General features: G+C 69.8%; 13 protein-coding genes and 2 pseudogenes. 8 read left to right on the top strand and 7 right to left on the bottom strand.

Features of this window, described 5'->3' with window-relative positions; translation table 11 throughout:
• Positions 1–530, bottom strand: a pseudogene (locus A5696_RS07495) (hypothetical protein); the annotation flags it as partial.
• Positions 531–575: 45 nt separating this feature from the next.
• On the opposite strand from A5696_RS07495, the gene nucS reads away from it, so the two are divergent.
• Positions 576–1247, top strand: a complete 672-nt coding sequence (gene nucS / locus A5696_RS07500) for an endonuclease NucS (protein ID WP_067875790.1) — start codon at positions 576–578, stop codon at positions 1245–1247.
• A 23-nt stretch (positions 1248–1270) separates the two neighbouring features.
• A complete protein-coding gene (locus A5696_RS07505) occupies positions 1271–1564 on the top strand; it encodes a hypothetical protein (protein WP_067875793.1) in 294 nt (97 codons plus the stop codon).
• Between the two features lie 10 nt (positions 1565–1574).
• Here the strand turns inward: A5696_RS07505 and mce are convergent, their stop codons facing one another.
• On the bottom strand, positions 1575–2033 hold the full coding sequence (gene mce, locus A5696_RS07510) for a methylmalonyl-CoA epimerase (protein ID WP_108637400.1): 459 nt from the start codon (positions 2031–2033) through the stop codon (positions 1575–1577).
• A 78-nt stretch (positions 2034–2111) separates the two neighbouring features.
• Here mce and A5696_RS07515 point away from each other — a divergent pair, with 78 nt between their 5' ends.
• Together A5696_RS07515 and A5696_RS07520 are read left to right on the top strand one after the other, a co-directional pair.
• Positions 2112–3293: an acetyl-CoA C-acetyltransferase gene (locus A5696_RS07515; protein WP_067875800.1), complete on the top strand. Its 1182-nt coding sequence runs from the start codon at positions 2112–2114 to the stop codon at positions 3291–3293.
• A 124-nt stretch (positions 3294–3417) separates the two neighbouring features.
• A complete protein-coding gene (locus A5696_RS07520) occupies positions 3418–4329 on the top strand; it encodes a co-chaperone YbbN (RefSeq protein WP_067875803.1) in 912 nt (303 codons plus the stop codon).
• Positions 4330–4340: 11 nt separating this feature from the next.
• Here the strand turns inward: A5696_RS07520 and A5696_RS07525 are convergent.
• The 3 genes and pseudogenes from A5696_RS07525 to A5696_RS07535 form a co-directional block, all read right to left on the bottom strand.
• Positions 4341–5114 (bottom strand): annotated as a pseudogene (locus A5696_RS07525) (PE family protein); the annotation flags it as partial.
• Between the two features lie 163 nt (positions 5115–5277).
• The gene (gene glgB, locus A5696_RS07530; protein WP_067875808.1) at positions 5278–7473 is read right to left on the bottom strand and encodes a 1,4-alpha-glucan branching protein GlgB; all 2196 of its coding nucleotides are present in this window, start codon (positions 7471–7473) and stop codon (positions 5278–5280) included.
• Positions 7474–7479: 6 nt separating this feature from the next.
• Positions 7480–9576 (bottom strand): alpha-1,4-glucan--maltose-1-phosphate maltosyltransferase, encoded by a 2097-nt coding sequence (locus A5696_RS07535; protein WP_231964259.1) that lies wholly within the window; start codon positions 9574–9576, stop codon positions 7480–7482.
• A gap of 222 nt (positions 9577–9798) precedes the next feature.
• On the opposite strand from A5696_RS07535, the gene glgP reads away from it, so the two are divergent.
• Positions 9799–12435 (top strand): alpha-glucan family phosphorylase, encoded by a 2637-nt coding sequence (glgP, locus tag A5696_RS07540; protein ID WP_067875813.1) that lies wholly within the window; start codon positions 9799–9801, stop codon positions 12433–12435.
• A 39-nt stretch (positions 12436–12474) separates the two neighbouring features.
• Here the strand turns inward: glgP and A5696_RS07545 are convergent, their stop codons facing one another.
• Positions 12475–14481 (bottom strand): ATP-dependent DNA helicase, encoded by a 2007-nt coding sequence (locus A5696_RS07545; protein ID WP_067875816.1) that lies wholly within the window; start codon positions 14479–14481, stop codon positions 12475–12477.
• Between the two features lie 9 nt (positions 14482–14490).
• Positions 14491–15789 carry a nicotinate phosphoribosyltransferase gene (locus tag A5696_RS07550; RefSeq protein WP_067875819.1) on the bottom strand — a complete coding sequence of 433 codons (1299 nt, stop codon included), beginning with the start codon at positions 15787–15789 and terminating at the stop codon, positions 14491–14493.
• A gap of 55 nt (positions 15790–15844) precedes the next feature.
• Here A5696_RS07550 and clpS point away from each other — a divergent pair, with 55 nt between their 5' ends.
• Genes clpS through A5696_RS07565 form a run of 3 tightly spaced genes read left to right on the top strand, consistent with a single transcriptional unit; the run spans position 15845 to position 17820 of the window.
• On the top strand, positions 15845–16150 hold the full coding sequence (gene clpS, locus A5696_RS07555) for an ATP-dependent Clp protease adapter ClpS (protein WP_067875822.1): 306 nt from the start codon (positions 15845–15847) through the stop codon (positions 16148–16150).
• 24 nt (positions 16151–16174) lie between these two features.
• The gene (locus A5696_RS07560) at positions 16175–16780 is read left to right on the top strand and encodes a DUF2017 domain-containing protein (RefSeq protein ID WP_067875825.1); all 606 of its coding nucleotides are present in this window, start codon (positions 16175–16177) and stop codon (positions 16778–16780) included.
• The gene (locus A5696_RS07565) at positions 16777–17820 is read left to right on the top strand and encodes a P1 family peptidase (protein WP_067875828.1); all 1044 of its coding nucleotides are present in this window, start codon (positions 16777–16779) and stop codon (positions 17818–17820) included. The genes A5696_RS07560 and A5696_RS07565 overlap by 4 nt, the downstream gene beginning before the upstream one ends.
• The last annotated feature ends 3 nt before the right edge of the window (positions 17821–17823 follow it).

Raw genomic sequence — 17823 nt, forward strand, 5'->3', positions numbered from 1 at the left:
CCCACCGCGACGATGAACCGCGGGATGAACATCGTGTTGATCAGGCCGTAGAGGGTCGTCAGCACGATCGTCCCGACGCCCCAGAGGATGAGGTCGTAGGCGGCGATCCGCCACGGGGCCAGAAAGGTGTTGCGCTCGTCGTCGCGGGTCGGCATGCGCTCGTCGATCGCCCAGCGCAGGGCGATCACGGTCTGGCGGGTGATCCAATACGTGCCCAGCGCCAAAGCCAGCGCGATGTAGGCCGGCACGACTCCGAACGTGAGCCACGCCGGCGCGTCGTCGAACACGCTGGGTTCCGGAACCGCCACCGTCACGATCAGCATTACCGCGGCGATACCGATGAGGTTCGCACCCAGCACCAGCACGGTCATGATGATCTGGATGCGGATGCGCCGCCGCCGCTGGCTTTCCGTCACCCGCCCGAGGAGCAGCGACCCGTACGCAGGCGTTTCCGGTAGCCGGCCGCTCTGGCGGGTAATCCGCTCGAGCACCCGGCCGATACGTTGTGCCATGCTCTTTTTGGCCGACATGGTGGCGCAAGCCTAATTTGTCGCCCAAGCTCTAAGGTGAGTCGGGTGCGCCTCGTCATCGCCCAATGCACCGTCGACTACGTCGGCCGGCTCACCGCACACCTACCTTCCGCGCGGCGACTGCTGCTGTTCAAGGCCGACGGGTCGGTCAGCGTGCACGCCGACGACCGCGCCTACAAGCCGCTGAACTGGATGAGCCCGCCCTGCTGGCTGACCGAGGAGGACGCCGGACAGGTGCCGCTCTGGGTGGTGGAGAACAAGGCCGGCGAGCAGCTGCGCATCACCGTCGAGGAGATCGAACACGACTCCAGCCACGATCTGGGCGTCGACCCGGGCCTGGTGAAGGACGGCGTCGAGGCCCACCTGCAGGCGTTGCTCGCCGAGCACGTCCAGCTGCTGGGCGAGGGGTACACGTTGGTCCGTCGCGAGTACATGACCGCGATCGGGCCCGTCGATCTGCTCTGCCGCGACGAAAGCGGCGGCTCGGTCGCGGTGGAAATCAAGCGGCGCGGGGAGATCGACGGCGTGGAGCAGCTCACCCGCTACCTCGAGTTGCTCAACCGCGACAGCGTGCTGGCGCCGGTCAAGGGCGTCTTCGCCGCCCAGCAGATCAAACCGCAAGCGCGCACGCTGGCCACCGACCGCGGGATCCGCTGCGTCACACTGGATTACGATCAGATGCGCGGCATGGACAGCGACGAATACCGGTTGTTCTGACGTGCCCAACTAGACTGCGGGGCATGCCTCGGCGCCGCCCACCGCCACGCCGGCAGCGGCCGGCACCCCTGGCGCCGGTCCCGTGCCGGGTCGAGACCGGACCCGACGGCTACGAATACGAGGTGCGACCGGTCGCTGCGGCCCGCGCGGTCAAGACCTATCGCTGCCCGGGTTGCGATCACGAAATCCCTTCCGGCACCGCACATCTGGTGGTGTGGCCGACCGAATCCCCGCAGGGAACCGATGACCGGCGACATTGGCACACCCCGTGCTGGGCCAACCGTGCCACCCGCGGCCCGACCCGCAAGTGGTCGTAGAGGCGAGCCGCTAGGAGGCCGGCTCGACCAGCTCGATCAGGACCCCGCCGGCGTCCTTGGGATGGATGAAGTTGATCCGAGAGTTAGCTGTGCCGCGGCGGGGCGCCTCGTAGACGAGTCGCACACCCTGCTCATGCAGCTGCTCGCAGATGGCGTCCAGATCGCTGACCCGAACGGCCATCTGTTGGATGCCCGGTCCGCGCTTCTCCATGAACTTCGCGATCGTCGACGAGTCGTCGAGCGGGGCCATCAGCTGCAGCTGCGCGGTGGTCCCGGGGACGGCCAGCATCGCCTCGCGGATGCCCTGGTCATCGTTGACTTCCTCGTGCACCAGGATCATGCCGAGGTGGTCGTGGTACCAGGTGATGGCGGCGTCCAGGTCGGCGACCGCGATGCCGACGTGATCGAGGCCGGTCACCAACGAGGTGGCCAGGAGGTGACGGGCGTCAACTTGATCGGTCGTCATCACGTAACGGTAACCTGACGGCAAAGATTGCGCTTCTCCAGGATGCCGAATCGGCCGTCCGGGCACGCTCAGGAGGTTCTCATGACGACGTCGGTGATAGTTGCTGGGGCGCGAACGCCCATCGGGAAGCTGATGGGTTCGCTGAAGGATTTCTCGGCCAGCGATCTGGGCGCCATCGCGATCGCCGGGGCGCTGGAGAAGGCGAGGGTCCCGGCGTCGGCGGTCGAGTACGTGATCATGGGCCAGGTGTTGACGGCCGGCGCCGGCCAGATGCCCGCGCGTCAGGCGGCGGTCGCGGCGGGCATCGGATGGGACGTTCCGGCACTGACCATCAACAAGATGTGCCTGTCCGGCATCGACTCCATCGCCCTGGCTGACCAGCTCATTCGCGCCGGGGAGTTCGACGTGGTGGTGGCCGGCGGCCAGGAGTCCATGACCAGGGCGCCCCACCTGCTGATGGACAGCCGGGCGGGCTACAAGTATGGCGACGTGACGGTGCTCGACCATATGGCCTACGACGGGCTGCACGACGTGTTCACCGACCAACCGATGGGCGCGCTCACCGAGCAGCGCAACGACCTCGACAAGTTCACCCGCCAGGAGCAGGACGAGTTTGCCGCACGGTCCCACCAGAAGGCGGCCGCAGCGTGGAAGGACGGCGTCTTCACCGACGAGGTGGTGCCGGTCAACATCCCGCAGCGCAAGGGTGATCCGCTGCAGTTCGCCGAGGACGAGGGGATCCGCGCCAACACGACCGCGGAGTCCCTGGCCGGGCTCAAGCCCGCCTTTCGCCGCGACGGCACCATCACCGCCGGTTCGGCGTCGCAGATTTCCGACGGCGCGGCGGCGGTCGTGGTGATGAACAAGGCGAAAGCGCAGGAGCTCGGGCTTTCCTGGCTGGCCGAGATCGGCGCGCACGGCGTTGTGGCCGGGCCCGATTCGACGCTGCAGTCCCAGCCGGCCAACGCCATCAAGAAGGCGCTCGGCCGCGAGGGCATCTCCGTCGACCAGCTCGACGTCGTGGAGATCAACGAAGCGTTTGCGGCGGTGGCCTTGGCCTCGACCCGCGAACTGGGTGTCGACCCGGAGATCGTCAACGTCAATGGCGGTGCCATCGCGGTCGGTCATCCGATCGGCATGTCGGGCGCCAGAATCACCCTGCACGTGGCGCTGGAGTTGGCGCGGCGCGGGTCCGGCTACGGCGTCGCGGCCCTGTGCGGGGCCGGCGGTCAGGGCGACGCCCTGATCCTGCGGGCCGGTTAGGCACCTTTGCTGGCGTTGCTGGCATCCGCCGCGCGGAAAAGTTTGTGATCTTGGTCATAACGCCCGATGAGCGCAGGCGCGACCGGGTGGCTCGGTCATCGCAGCGCATGACAAACTTGACGGCGTGACGCGTCCGCGACCCTCGATCGGGCCCGCACTGGCCGGTGCGGTCGACCTCTCCGGGCTCAAGCAGCGAGCCCAACAGAACGCTTCCGCCTCCGGCCCGGCGGGCGCCGCGGCGCCCGCGACGCCAGGTGGCACGGAGGTCACCGAGGCCAATTTCGAAGAGCAGGTGATCGTCCGGTCCGACGAGGTGCCGGTCGTGGTCTTGTTGTGGTCGCCGCGCAGTGACGCGTGCGTCCAGCTCCTCGAGACGCTCTCCGGCATGGCCGCCGAGGACGGCGGCACCTGGGCGCTGGCGACGGTCAACGTCGACGTGACGCCAAGGGTGGCCCAGATCTTCGGCGTCGACGCGGTCCCCACCGTCGTGGCGTTGGCCGCCGGGCAGCCGCTGTCCAGCTTCCAGGGCGTCCAGCCGCCCGACCAGTTGCGCAGATGGGTGGACTCGCTGTTGTCGGCGACGGCCGGAAAGCTCAGGGGCGCAACCGGTTCCGGACAAGCGGAACTGGATCCCGAACTGGCTCGGGCGCGCCAGCAACTCGAGGACGGCGACTTCGACGCCGCCAAAGCGTCGTATCAGGCGATCCTGGACGCCAACCCGGCCAGCGCCGAGGCCAGGGGTGCGATCCGGCAGATCGAATTCCTCACGCGCGCAACGGCACAACGCCCCGATGCCGTCGCGATCGCCGACGCCGCGCCGGGCGACATCGAGGCCGCCTTCGCGGCCGCCGACGTGCAAATACTCAATCAGGACGTGAGCGCGGCGTTCGAGCGCCTGATCGCGTTGGTGCGCAGCACATCCGGCGATGAGCGCACCCGGGTGCGCACCCGACTGATCGAGCTGTTCGAGCTCTTCGATCCCGCGGATCCCGAGGTCGTCGCCGGCCGGCGCAACCTCGCCAACGCGCTGTACTGAGTCGGCCCTTACGGGGCCGACATCCCGTTCGTTCCGGCCAGGCCGAGCAGGCCGCCCGTGCCGCCGTTGCCGCCGTCGCCGAGCGGCACGGCGTTGCCGCCCGCCGCGCCGGCCCCACCGGCGGCGGTGTTGCCGATGAGCACGGAATTACCGCCGGCCCCGCCGGCGCCGAACAGTCCTCCGCCACGCCTGGCGTCCCGTAAGCCACCGGTTGCACCGCCGAGACGGCCGGTCCCACCGATACCGCCGGCCCCCCACAACACGCCGCCGGCACCGCCCGCCCCGCCGATGCCGAAGAGCCCCCCGCTCCCGCCCTTGCCGCCCGGCTGCCCGGGCGCGCCGGCCCCGCCGTTGCCGATCAGGGTTCCGCCGGCGCCGCCCGGCGCCCCGGTGCCCGGCGCCCCGTCGGCGCCGTTGCCGATCAGCGGGCGGCCCAGGAGTAGCTGGGTGGGCGCGTTCAGCGCACCGAGCAACTGCTGCTCCAACGCTTGCAACGGTGACGCATTGGCGGCATCGGTGGCGGCGTACGACGTCGCACCCGCTGCGAGGGCCTGGACGAACTGCGAATGAAAGGCCTCCGCCTGCGCACTGATCGCCTGGTACTCCGCGGCGTGGGCCGAGAGAAGCGCCGCCACGCTCGCCGACACCTCGTCGGCGGCCGAGGCGACCATTCCCGTCGTCGGCGCCGCCGCCGTCGCGCTTGCCGCGCTAATGGTCGAGCCGATATTCGCCAAATCCGACGCCGCCCCCGAAACCATTTCTGGTGCCGCGAACACGAACGACATGCATGCCTCCCAGCGAGTACGGCGAGTTAGCGATGACACCTGGAGAGTGGATCATATCCAGACTTAGCGAAACTGGGAAAGTAGCTGCGCATTACTGGGCCAGCAATTAAATGCTGCTTTACTTATTGCAGTGCACCCGGTATAAGCACCGCCGGTCGTTTGACTATTCGGGTTCGAGCCACAACGCCGACGTGGGCGGCAGGACCATAACGGCCGAGGCCGGGCGGCCGTGCCACGGGTCTTCGGTGGCGTCGACGCCGCCCATGTTGCCGATTCCCGAGCCGTTATAAATGGTCGCGTCGGTGTTCAGCACCTCGCGCCAGCGGCCGGCGCAGGGCAGGCCGAGGCGGTAGCCGCTGTGCTCCGAACCCGCGAAATTGAATACGCAGGCCATCACCGAGCCGTCGTTTCCGTATCGGAGGAAACTCAGCACGTTGTTGGCGGAGTCGTTGGCGTCGATCCAGGAATAGCCGTCGGGAATGGTGTCTTGGCTCCACAGCGCCGGACGGCTGCGGTAAATCTCGTTGATGTCGCGCACGAAGCGTAAAACGCCGTTGGAAAAGCCTTGTTCGTCGAGCTGCCACCAATCCAACCCGCCCTGCTCGGACCACTCGGCGCGCTGACCGAATTCCTGTCCCATGAATAACAACTGCTTGCCCGGGTGCGCCCATTGATAGGCGAGCAGGCTGCGTAGGCCCGCGGCCTTGACGTGGTTGTTGCCCGGCATCCGTCCCCACAGGGTCCCCTTGCCGTGCACCACCTCGTCGTGACTGATCGGCAGCACGTAGTTCTCGCTGAACGCGTACAGCATCGAGAACGTCATCTCGTGATGGTGGTAGCTGCGGTAGATCGGGTCGCGGCTGATGTAGTCGAGCGTGTCGTGCATCCAGCCCATGTTCCACTTCATCGAGAAGCCAAGGCCGCCAAGGTTCGTCGGCCGCGTGACGCCGGGCCACGACGTCGACTCCTCGGCGACCGTGACGATGCCGGGCGCGGCCTTGTGCGCGGTGGCGTTCATCTCCTGGAGGAACTGCACCGCCTCCAGGTTCTCGCGCCCCCCGTAGACGTTCGGGGTCCAGCCGCCCTCGGGCCGCGAGTAGTCCAGGTAGAGCATGGAGGCGACCGCGTCCACGCGCAGGCCGTCGATGTGGAACTCCTCGAGCCAGTACAGCGCGTTGGCCACCAGGAAGTTGCGCACCTCCGCGCGGCCGAAGTCGAAGACGTAGGTGCCCCAGTCGAGTTGTTCCCCGCGCTTGGGGTCGGCGTGCTCGTAGAGCGGGGTGCCGTCGAACCGGCCGAGCGCCCAGGCGTCCTTCGGGAAGTGCGCCGGCACCCAGTCCACGATCACGCCGATGCCGGCCTGATGCAGGGCGTCGACCAGCGCCCGGAATTCGTCCGGCGTGCCGAAGCGCGACGTGGGCGCGTAGTAGGAGGTGACCTGGTAACCCCATGAGCCGGCGAACGGGTGCTCGGCGACCGGCAGCAGCTCCACGTGGGTGAACCCTTGCTCCACAACGTAATCCGTCAGCTCACGGGCGAGCTGGCGGTAGCTCAGGCCGGGACGCCAGGAGCCCAGATGCACCTCGTAGGTGCTCATCGGCTCGAACACCGGGTTGCGCTGCGCGCGCCGCGTCAGCCAGTCGGTGTCCTGCCAGGTGTACTCGCTGCGCGTTACCTTGGACGCGGTGTGCGGGGGCACCTCGGTGGCGAATGCCATCGGGTCGGCGCGTTCGGTCACCACGCCGTCGGCGCCGTGCACGCGGAACTTGTAGAGGCCGTGCAGGGGGAAGTCGGGCCAGAACAGCTCCCACACCCCGGAGGAGCCCAGCACGCGCATGGGCGCCTCGTTGCCGGTCCAGCCGTTGAACTCCCCGATCAGGCTCACGCCCTTGGCGTTGGGCGCCCACACGGCGAACGACACCCCGTTGACCACCCCGTCGGCCGTCGTGAACGAGCGGGGGTGCGCGCCGAGAACCTCCCACAGCCGCTCGTGGCGGCCCTCGCCGAAGAGATGGAGGTCGACTTCGCCCAGGGTGGGCAGGAAGCGGTAGGCGTCGGCGACGACGAACGGATCGGCGCCCTCGTAGGTCACCTCCAGCCGGTAGTCGATGAGGTCGACGAACGGCAGCGACACGGCGAACAGGCCGGAATCGATGTGCTGCAACGGGAACCGATCGTCACCGACGAGCGCGACGACTTCGCGCGCGTGCGGTCGCAACGCGCGGATGACGGTGTGGTCGCCGTACTCGTGGGCCCCCAGGATGCCGTGCGGGTTGTAATGCGCGCCGGCCACCAGGCGCGCCAAGTCGGCTGGGTCGGGCGCCAGATCCAGTCCGGCGAGTTCATCGGTTCGGCTCACAGCCCGTCACCTCCTACGCAGCAGCGTGATTCGGGATTCGTACGGTATGAGTGGCATGTTGATGATGTGCGCGACGGCCCGCGACGGGTCGAGCCTGATGTAGTTCGATTGTCCCCACTGGAATTCCTGACCGGTGATCTCGTCGCGCACCCAAAACCTCTCATAGGGCTCCATACCCAATGCGGCCATGTCCAACCACAGCGTCGCTTCCTCGGGGCCGAACGCGTTGAGTGTCACCACCACCAGCACGCAGTCACCGGTGGCCGGGTCGAACTTGCTGTAGGCCAGGATCGCGTCGTTGTCCGCGCCATGGAAATGAATTGTGCGCAGTTGCTGTAGCGCCGGATGCACCCGGCGGATCGTATTGAGCTGCTTGATGAACGGCTCGAGCGACCGGCCTTCGGCGAGAGCCCGCGCAAAGTCGCGCGGCCGCAACTCGTACTTCTCGGAATCCAGGTACTCCTCGCTGCCCTCGCGCACCGCGCGGTGCTCGAACAACTCGTAGCCCGAGTAGACCCCCCAAGCCGGGCCCATGGTCGCCGCCAGCACGGCGCGGATGGCGAACATGCCGGGACCGTTGTGCTGCAGCACCGCGTGCAGGATGTCCGGGGTGTTGACGAACAGGTTCGGCCGCCGAAAGTCGGCGAGGGCTGCGATGTCGTTGCCGAATTCCGTGAGCTCCCACTTGGCCGTCCGCCAGGTGAAGTAGCTGTAGGACTGCGTGAAGCCGAGTTTCGCCAGGCCGTACTGGCGGGCCGGCGGGGTGAAGGCCTCGGACAGGAACAGCACATCGGGGTCGCTGTCTTTGACCTGACCGATCAGCCAGGCCCAGAAGTCGGGCGGCTTGGTGTGCGGGTTGTCGACCCGAAAGAACTTGATGCCGTGGTCGATCCAGTGCCGAACCACCCGCAGCACCTCGTCGTACAGACCCGCGGGGTCGTTGTCGAAGTTGATCGGGTAGATGTCCTGATACTTCTTGGGCGGGTTCTCCGCGTAGGCGATGGTTCCGTCCGGCAATTCGGTGAACCACTTCCGGTGTTCGCGGGCCCACGGGTGGTCCGGTGCGCATTGCAGCGCCAGGTCCAGCGCCACCTCCATGCCCAGATCTCTTGCGGCGGCGACGAACTCGTCGAAGTCGTCGATCGTGCCCAGGTCGGGGTGAACGGCGTCGTGGCCGCCCTCGTCGCTGCCGATCGCCCACGGCGATCCCACATCGCCGGGAGCGGCGGTCGGGGAGTTGTTGCGGCCCTTGCGGTGTACCTTGCCGATCGGGTGAATGGGCGGCAGATAAACGACGTCGAAGCCCATGTCGGCGATGCGCGGCAGTTGCGCGGCCGCGGTGGCGAAGGTGCCGTGCACCGGCTTGCCGTTCTCGTCCCACCCGCCCGTCGAGCGCGGGAACATCTCGTACCATGCGCCGAAGCGGGCCAGCGGCCGGTCGACCCACACCCCGAACTGTTCACCCCGGGTGACCAGGTCACGCAGCGGGAAGGCGGCCAGCAGCTCCTCGATTTCCGGGCTCAGGGCCAGCGCGGTGCGGGTGACCGGGTCCCCCGGGGCCCGCAATGCCTCGGCGGCCGCCAGCAGCGGATCGCGTCGCGCCCGCGGCATACCGGTCGCCGCGCGCTCGAACAGCGCGGCCCCCACCAGCAGGTCGTTGGACAGCTCCTTCTCGCCCTGACCGGCGTCGAGCTTGGCGACCAGCCCATGCCGCCACGAGTGGATCGGGTCACCCCACCCGTCGACGCGGAAGGTCCACAGCCCGACCCGGTCGGGGGTGAACACACCATGGAAGACGTACGGCTCGACACCCTCGGTCATCGGCAGCAGCAGCGGCTTGATCCGCTGCTGCTCCGCGGTCTTGCCGTCGAGCGCGGGCGCCGGACGTTCGGGCGCCTGGACCGCCTTGATCCGGCGGGATTCAGTGACTTGCGGATAGCGCTGGCCGAGGTAGCGCACGACCAGGGTGGCCGCGACGGCCTCGTGGCCCTCGCGCCAGACGGCGGCGCTGACGGGGACCATCTCGCCGACCACGGCCTTGGCCGGGTACGCGCCGCAGGAGACGACGGGCTGGACGTTATCGATCTCGACACGACCGGGCACAAACACTCCGTTTCGATTGTGTGGCGGGACCGCGCTGTGCGTCGTCGCGGAATGCCTCGCCTCTCAGAAACTTCCTGTCGTGGGGACTTTCCCTGACGGACCGCAGCGTTGCGGCCCCAACAACTAACCGATACCCACCCTAGTGCGCCGTCACACGCCCCCGAGGGGGAACGTCCGTCGGTCGCCCTGCGAGCGCCGGAATCCTCAGTAAGCTAATGACGCGTGAAAGCCCTTCGCCGCTTTACCGTCCGCGCACATTTGCCCGAGCGTCTCGCCGCGCTGGATCAGCTTTCGACCAACCTGCGGTGGTCGTGGGACAAGCCCACCCAAGACCTGTTCGCGACCGTCGACCCGACGCTGTGGGCACGGTGTGGCTGCGATCCGGTGGCGCTGCTCGGTGCGGTGAGCCCGGCGCGGCTCGACGAGCTGGCGCTCGACGAGGAGTTCGTGGGCCGGCTCGATGCGCTCGCCGCCGACCTGAACGATTACCTGACCCGGCCGCTCTGGTATCAGCAGCGCGAGCAGGCCGGCGCCCCGATGCCGGCCGCGATCGCCTACTTCTCGATGGAGTTCGGGGTCGCCGAGGTGCTGCCCAATTATTCGGGCGGCCTGGGCATCCTCGCCGGTGACCACCTGAAGTCCGCGTCCGATCTGGGCGTCCCGCTGATCGCGGTGGGGCTCTACTACCGCTCCGGCTACTTCCGGCAGTCGTTGACCGCGGACGGTTGGCAGCACGAGACCTACCCGGCGCTGGACCCGCAAGGGCTGCCGCTGCGGCTGCTCACCGATGCCGCGCGCGATCCGGTGCTGGTGGAGCTGTCACTCCCGGATTCGGCCCAGCTGCGGGCGCGGGTCTGGGTCGCGCAGGTGGGACGCGTGCCGCTGCTGCTGCTGGATTCCGACGTCCCGGAGAACGAGCACGAACTGCGCGGCGTCACCGACCGCCTGTACGGCGGCGACCAGGAACACCGGATGAGGCAGGAGCTCCTGGCCGGCATCGGCGGGGTGCGGGCGATCCGCGCCTTCACCGCCATCGAGGGGCTTCCGGCTCCCGAGGTGTGGCACATGAACGAGGGCCATGCCGGGTTCCTCGGTGCCGAACGCATCCGCGAGCTGATCACCGATTCGGGCCTGGACTTCGACACCGCCCTAACCGTGGTGCGCTCGGCCACCGTGTTCACCACGCATACCCCGGTGCCGGCCGGCATCGACCGCTTCCCGGTCGACATGGTGCGGCTCTACTTCGACGGTGGTTCCAGCGGCCCGGGCGACGACCCCGATGTGGATGCCAAGGCCAAGGGCGCGCCCGCCCTGCTGCCGGACGTGCCGACCGCGCGGATCCTCGCGCTCGGGGCCGAGGACGATCCGACGAAGTTCAACATGGCCCACATGGGCCTGCGGCTGGCGCAACGGGCCAACGGTGTTTCGCTGTTGCACGGCCGGGTGAGCCGGGCCATGTTCAACGAGCTGTGGCCGGGCTTCGATCCGGACGAGGTGCCGATCGGCTCGATCACCAACGGCGTGCACGCGCGCACCTGGGCGGCGCCGCAATGGTTGCAGCTGGGCCGCGAACTGGCGGGCTCGGACTCCTTCGGTGACCCCGGCGTGTGGCTGCGGCTGCAGGAGGTCGACGCGGGCCACCTGTGGTGGATCCGCTCGCAACTGCGCTCGCTGCTGGTCGAGGACGTCCGGCGCCGGTTGCGCCGCTCCTGGCAGGAGCGCGGCGCGCCGGATGCCGAATTGGGCTGGATAGCAACGGCTTTCGATCCCGACGTGCTCACCATCGGGTTCGCCCGTCGGGTGCCGACCTACAAGCGGCTGACGCTGATGCTGCGGGATCCGGATCGGCTCGAACAGCTGTTGCTCAACGAGGAGAGGCCGATCCAGCTCATCGTCGCCGGCAAATCGCACCCCGCCGACGACGGGGGCAAGGCGCTGATCCAGCAGGTGGTGCGTTTCGCCGATCGGCCGGAAGTGCGGCACCGCATCGCCTTCCTGCCGGACTACGACATGTCGATGGCGCGGCTGTTGTATTGGGGCTGCGATGTCTGGCTGAACAACCCGTTGCGGCCTCTGGAGGCCTGCGGCACCTCGGGGATGAAGAGCGCGCTCAACGGCGGGCTGAACCTGTCCATCCGCGACGGCTGGTGGGACGAATGGTACGACGGCGAAAACGGTTGGGAGATACCGACTGCCGACGGCGTGGCCGACGAGTCCCGGCGCGACGACCTGGAATCCACCGCGCTGTACAACCTGCTGGAGCAGGCGGTGGCACCGAAGTTCTACGAGCGCGACGAACACGGTGTCCCGCCGCGGTGGATCGAGATGGTGCGCCACACCCTGCAGACCCTCGGCCCGAAGGTGCTGGCCTCCCGCATGGTCCGCGACTACGTCGAGCAGTACTACACACCGGCGGCCGAATCGCTGCGCCGGACCACCGCGGCCGAGGACGGCGGCGCCGAGTTCGACGCGGCCCGCGAGCTGGCCGCCTATCGGCGGCGCGCCCGGGAGGCGTGGCCCAAGATCACCATCTCCGACGTCGACAGCACCGGCCTGCCGGACTCGCCGGTGCTCGGTTCCAAGCTGACCCTGACAGCGACCGTGCAGCTGGACGGGCTGGCGCCCGACGAGGTCACGGTGCAGGCGCTGGTGGGCAGGGTGGACGCCGGCGACGCGCTGCTGGACCCGGTCACCGTCGAGATGTCGTACACGGGCACCGCCGAGGGCGGCAACCAGGTGTTCTCGACGACCACGCCGCTGCCGCTGGCCGGCGCGGTCGGATACACGGTCCGCGTGCTGCCCAACAACCCGATGCTGGCCGCCAGCAACGAGCTGGGTCTGGTCACGCTGGCGCGTTAGTGACGATCGCAAGCGCGGGGGACCGGGCGCAGCGGGTCGTCACGCTGGCGTGTCAGAGGTTCTCAGCCGCCGCAGGGCCTCGCGCACCTGCACCGGGTTGGTGGTCTGCCAGAACGGCGGCAGCGACGCGCGCAGGTAGGCGCCGTAGCGCGCGGTCACCATGCGGGAGTCCAGGATCGCGACCACGCCGCGGTCGCTGACGCGACGCAGCAGCCTGCCCGACCCCTGCGCCAGCAGCAGCGCGGCATGGTTGGCGGCGACGGCCATGAAGCCGTTGCCGCCGCGCGCGGCCACCGCGCGCTGCCGCGCGCCCAGCAGCGGGTCGTCGGGCCGGGGGAACGGGATGCGGTCGATCAGCACCAGCGACAGCGACGGGCCCGGCACGTCGACGCCCTGCCACAGCGACAGGGTGCCGAACAGCGAGGTCTCCTCGTCGGCGGCGAACCGCTCGACCAGCGCCGAGGTGCTGTCGTCGCCCTGGCACAACACCGGCGTCGACAGCCGCCCGCGCATGGCCTCGGCGGCGGCGCGGGCGGCCCGCATCGACGAGAACAGCCCGAGCGTGCGGCCGCCGGCCGCGGTGACGAGCTCGGCGATCTCGGTCAGCTGCTCCGCCGAGCCGGTGCCGTCGCGGCCGGGCGGCGGCAGGTGCGCGGCCACGTACAGGATTCCGGCCTTGGCGTGCGCAAACGGCGACCCCACGTCGAGCCCGCGCCAGCTACAGTCCCCGCCCTCGCCGCCGGTCAGCCCCCACGCCGCGGCCATCGCCTCGAACGACCCGCCGATCGCCAGCGTCGCCGAGGTCAATACCGTCGTCGAACGCGAGAACACCTCGCCGCGCAGCAGGGCGGCGACCGACAGCGGCGCCACCCGCAAGACGGGACGCACCGAGCCGCGGTTGTCCTCGTGATCGAGCCAGACCACGTCGCTGCGATCCGGGATGGCCGGGGTGAACGACGCCAGGATCCGCGACGCCGTGTCGGACACCTCACCCAGGGCCGCGACGGCTTCGGCGCGCGCCGCCGCCGCCTTGGGGTCGCCGGTGCTGTCGATCGCCGAGCGTGCCGCGGTTGCCGAGTCGCGCAGCGCCGTCAGGTAGGTCGCCAGCTCGTCGTCGAGGCGATCGATGCGGCCCGGTGTGGCGTCGTGGACGGCCGCGGCGAAGTTGGCGGTCGCCGCCTCGAGCCGCTGGGTCAGTTCGGGGCCCACCAACCGGGCGATCCGCCGCGCGACGACGCCGAGGGCGGCCGACGTCAGCTCCGCGGTGGCCACCGACGTCACCCGGTCGACCAGTTCGTGCGCCTCGTCGACCACCAGCAGCGCGTGCTCCGGCAGCACCGCCGAGTCCGCGACCGCGTCGATGGCCAGCAGCGCGTGATTGGTCACGACGACGTCGGCCCGGCCGGCCTCGCCTCGCGCCCGCTCGGAGAAGCACTCGGAGCCGAACGGGCAGCGCGCCACGCCGACGCATTCCCGCGCCGAAACGCTGACCTGTGACCAGGACCGGTCCGGCACCCCGGGCTTGAGGTCGTCGCGGTCGCCCGAATCGGTCGTCGATGCCCATGCGGTGAGCCGCTGCACGTCGCGGCCCAGCGCGGTGGCCGCGACGGGATCGAACAGCTCTTCCTGCGGCCGCTCGTCCTCGGCGTCGGCGGCCGCGCCGCCGTTGTGGACCTTGTTCAGGCACAAGTAGTTTCGCCGCCCCTTCAACAGGGCGAACCGCGGTCGGCGGGGCAAGGCGCCGGCGAGCGAATCGGCCAGGCGCGGCAGGTCGCGATCGACGAGCTGGCGCTGCAAGGCGATCGTGGCGGTCGACACGACGACCGGCCCGTCCTCGCTCACCGCGCGGACGATCGCGGGCACCAGGTACGCCAGCGACTTGCCGGTGCCGGTGCCGGCCTGCACGACGAGGTGCTCGCCGCTGTCGAAGGCCCGCTCGACCGCGGTGGCCATCTGCAGCTGGCCGGGGCGCTCGCTGCCACCGAGGGCCGCCACGGCGATGGCGAGCAACTCGGGCACGGACAGGGACGCGTCGGACGTGGTCACTCCTCCAGCTCAGGCCCGGATCTGCGTCGTCGGGATCGCGGGCTCGCCGTGCGACAGGTTCAGGCCCTCCCATGGCAGGCTGCGCAGGCCGGCGGCCACCAGCTCGCGCGCCGCCGACAGGCTCGGGCGGCACACCGCCTCCCCGCCGCGGACCAGCGGCGTCGTCAGCGCCCGGTACGGCTCGGCGGTCTCCGGCGGGCGGCCCGCCGGGTACACCATCTCCTCGGTGATCGTTCCGGTCGGGCGTGCCAGCCGCAGCGCCTCCTTGCGGCCGCCCCGGGATTCCTTGTGGCTGCTCCGCTTTTGCACGGGCATCCCGTCCACCTCGACCAGCTTGTAGACCATGCTGGCGGTCGGCGCGCCGGAGCCGGTCACCAGCGACGTGCCGACACCGAAGCTGTCCACCGGCTCGGCGCGCAGGGCGGCAATGCTGAACTCGTCGAGATCGCCCGACACCACGATGCGGGTCTCGGTGGCGCCCAGCCGGTCGAGCTGGTCGCGCACCTGGCGCGCCAGCACCGCGAGTTCGCCGGAGTCGATGCGCACGGCGCCCAGTTGCGTGCCGGCGGCGGCCACCGCGTTGGCCACGCCGGTCGTCACGTCGTAGGTGTCGACCAGCAGCGTGGTACCGGCGCCGAGCGCATCGACCTGCGCGCGAAACGCCGCCAGCTCGTCCGGGCCGTCACGCATGGTGTGCAGCATCGTGAACGCGTGCGCCGACGTGCCCTCGGTGGGTATCCCGTAGCGGCGCTGGGCGCCCAGGTTGGAGGTCGCGGCGAAGCCGGCGATGTAGGCGGCGCGGGCCGCGGCGACCGCCGCCCGCTCGTGGGTGCGGCGCGAGCCCATCTCGATCAGCGGGCGGTCCGCGGCGGCGCTGACCATGCGCGCCGCCGCAGAGGCGATCGCGGTGTCGTGGTTGAAGATCGACAACGCCAGCGTCTCGAGGACCACGCATTCGGCGAAGCTGCCCGTCACGGAAAGCACCGGCGAACCGGGGAAGTACAGCTCGCCCTCGGCGTAGCCGTCGATGTCTCCGCCGAACCGGAAATCGCGCAGGAAGCCCACGGTGTCGGGGTCGAGGAACTCGGCCAGCAAATCGCACGCGTCGTCGTCGAACCTGAACTGCGGCAACGCTTCCAGCAGGCGGCCGGTTCCGGCGACCACGCCGTAGCGGCGGCCGTCGGGCAGCCGGCGGGCGAACAGCTCGAAGGTGGTCCGGCGGTCGGCGGTGCCGTCGCGTAGCGCCGCGGCCAGCATGGTCACCTCGTACCTGTCGGTCAGCAGCCCGGCCAGGACCGGCTCGTTCATTCCGCAACGGTAACGGCTGACGGCGGCGGGCGTGTGTCTCGGTATCGTAGGGGCCATGGTTGTTGCGTCAGCGCCCACGAAACCGGGCACTACCGGGCAACGTGAGTCGGCTCCGGTAGACGTCACGGCCAGCCCGTGGGTCACCATCGTGTGGGACGATCCGGTCAACCTGATGACCTATGTGACGTACGTTTTCCAGAAGTTGTTCGGCTACAGCGAGCCGCACGCCACCAAGCTGATGCTGCAGGTGCACAACGAGGGCAAGGCGGTGGTCTCGGCGGGCAGCCGGGAATCCATGGAAGTCGATGTGTCCAAGCTGCACGCCGCCGGTTTGTGGGCGACGATGCAGCAGGACCGCTGAGGTCGAGGTAGTCCGGGACTCCTTGTGCGCAAATGGAAGCGCGTCGAGACCGCCGACGGTCCGCGGTTTCGGTCCGCCCTGGCCCCCCATGAGGCCACCCTGCTCACGAACCTCGTCACCGCGATGATCGGCCTGCTCGACGAGCGCGAATCCTCAGCGCCCACAGACGAACTCGAGGAGATCACCGGCATCAAGACCGGGCACGCGGAACCGCCGCGAGATCCGACGCTGCGTCGGCTGCTGCCGGATTTCCACAAGCCCGACGACACCGAGAACGAGGACGACGAGAACCGGGCCGCCGGCGACACCCCCGACCGCCTCAACGCCGCGCTGCGCAGCCTGCACGAGCCGGACATCATCGACGCCAAACGCTCTGCCGCACAAAGCCTTCTGAGCACTATTCCGAACAACGGCGGCCGGTTCGAGCTGACCGACGCCGAGGCGAACGCCTGGGTCGCGGCCGTCAACGACATCCGGTTGACGTTGGGGGTCATGCTCGAGATCGGGCCGGACGGCCCCGATCGGCTCCCGGCCGACCATCCGCTGGCGGTGCACTTCGACGTCTACCAGTGGCTGACCGTTCTGCAGGAGTACCTGGTCCTGGCGTTGATGCGGAAGTCGCCCGGATGAATTCGATCACCGACGTCGGCGGCATCCGCGTCGGTCACTACCAGCGACTCGACCCCGACGCGTCGTTGGGCGCCGGCTGGGCCTGCGGCGTGACCGTCGTGCTCACCCCGCCCGGGACGGTCGGCGGCGTCGATTGCCGCGGCGGCGCTCCCGGCACCCGCGAGACCGACCTGCTGGACCCGGCCAACACCGTGCGCTTCGTCGACGCGGTGCTGCTCGCCGGCGGCAGCGCCTACGGCCTGGCGGCCGCGGACGGAGTGATGCGCTGGCTGGAGGAGCGCGGACGCGGCGTGAGCCTGGACGGCGGCGTGGTGCCCATCGTGCCGGGCGCGGTGATCTTCGACCTGCCGGTCGGTGGCTGGGACCGCAGGCCGACGGCCGAGTTCGGCTACGGCGCGTGCGAAGCCGCGGATGCGGGGCCGACGGCGATCGGGACCGTCGGCGCGGGGGTGGGGGCGCGCGCCGGGGTGCTCAAGGGCGGGCTCGGCACGGCCTCGGTGACTTTGACGACGCCGGCCGCTTCTGGCGTCACCGTCGGCGCGATCGTCGCGGTGAACTCCGCGGGTGACGTCGCCGACCGGGCGACCGGCCTGCCCTGGATGGCGAGCCTGATCGAGGAGTTCGCGCTGACGTCGCCGCCGGCCGCGCAGGTCGACGCGTACGCCGAGCTGCCTTCGGCGCTGAACCCGCTGAACACCACCATCGCGGTGGTCGCGACCGACGCCGCGCTGAGCGCGGCCGCGTGCCGGCGCGTCGCGATCGCCGCCCACGACGGCCTGGCCCGCACCATCCGGCCGGCACACACCCCGCTGGACGGCGACACGGTGTTCGCGCTGGCCACCGGGGCGGTCGAGGTGGCCCCGGCGGTCGATTCCAAACCGGTGCCCGCCGCGTTCTCGCCCGAGACGGGGCTGGTCGCCGAGGTGGGCGCGGCCGCGGCCGATTGCCTGGCCCGCGCGGTGCTCGTCGGGGTGTTCGCCGCCGCGTCGGTGGCCGGCATCCCGGCCTACCGCGACGTGCTGCCCGGCGCGTTCGGCTGAGCG

Source organism: Mycobacterium sp. E2699, assembly GCF_001666745.1.
Classification (GTDB): Bacteria; Actinomycetota; Actinomycetes; order Mycobacteriales; family Mycobacteriaceae; genus Mycobacterium.

Coding starts and splice junctions, on each gene's coding strand:
- A5696_RS07565 (WP_067875828.1), top strand. CDS start 16,777: ATGAATTCGATCACCGACGTCGGCGGCATCCGCGTCGGTCACTACCAG.
- clpS (WP_067875822.1), top strand. CDS start 15,845: ATGGTTGTTGCGTCAGCGCCCACGAAACCGGGCACTACCGGGCAACGT.
- A5696_RS07515 (WP_067875800.1), top strand. CDS start 2,112: ATGACGACGTCGGTGATAGTTGCTGGGGCGCGAACGCCCATCGGGAAG.
- A5696_RS07550 (WP_067875819.1), bottom strand. CDS start 15,789: ATGAACGAGCCGGTCCTGGCCGGGCTGCTGACCGACAGGTACGAGGTG.
- A5696_RS07505 (WP_067875793.1), top strand. CDS start 1,271: ATGCCTCGGCGCCGCCCACCGCCACGCCGGCAGCGGCCGGCACCCCTG.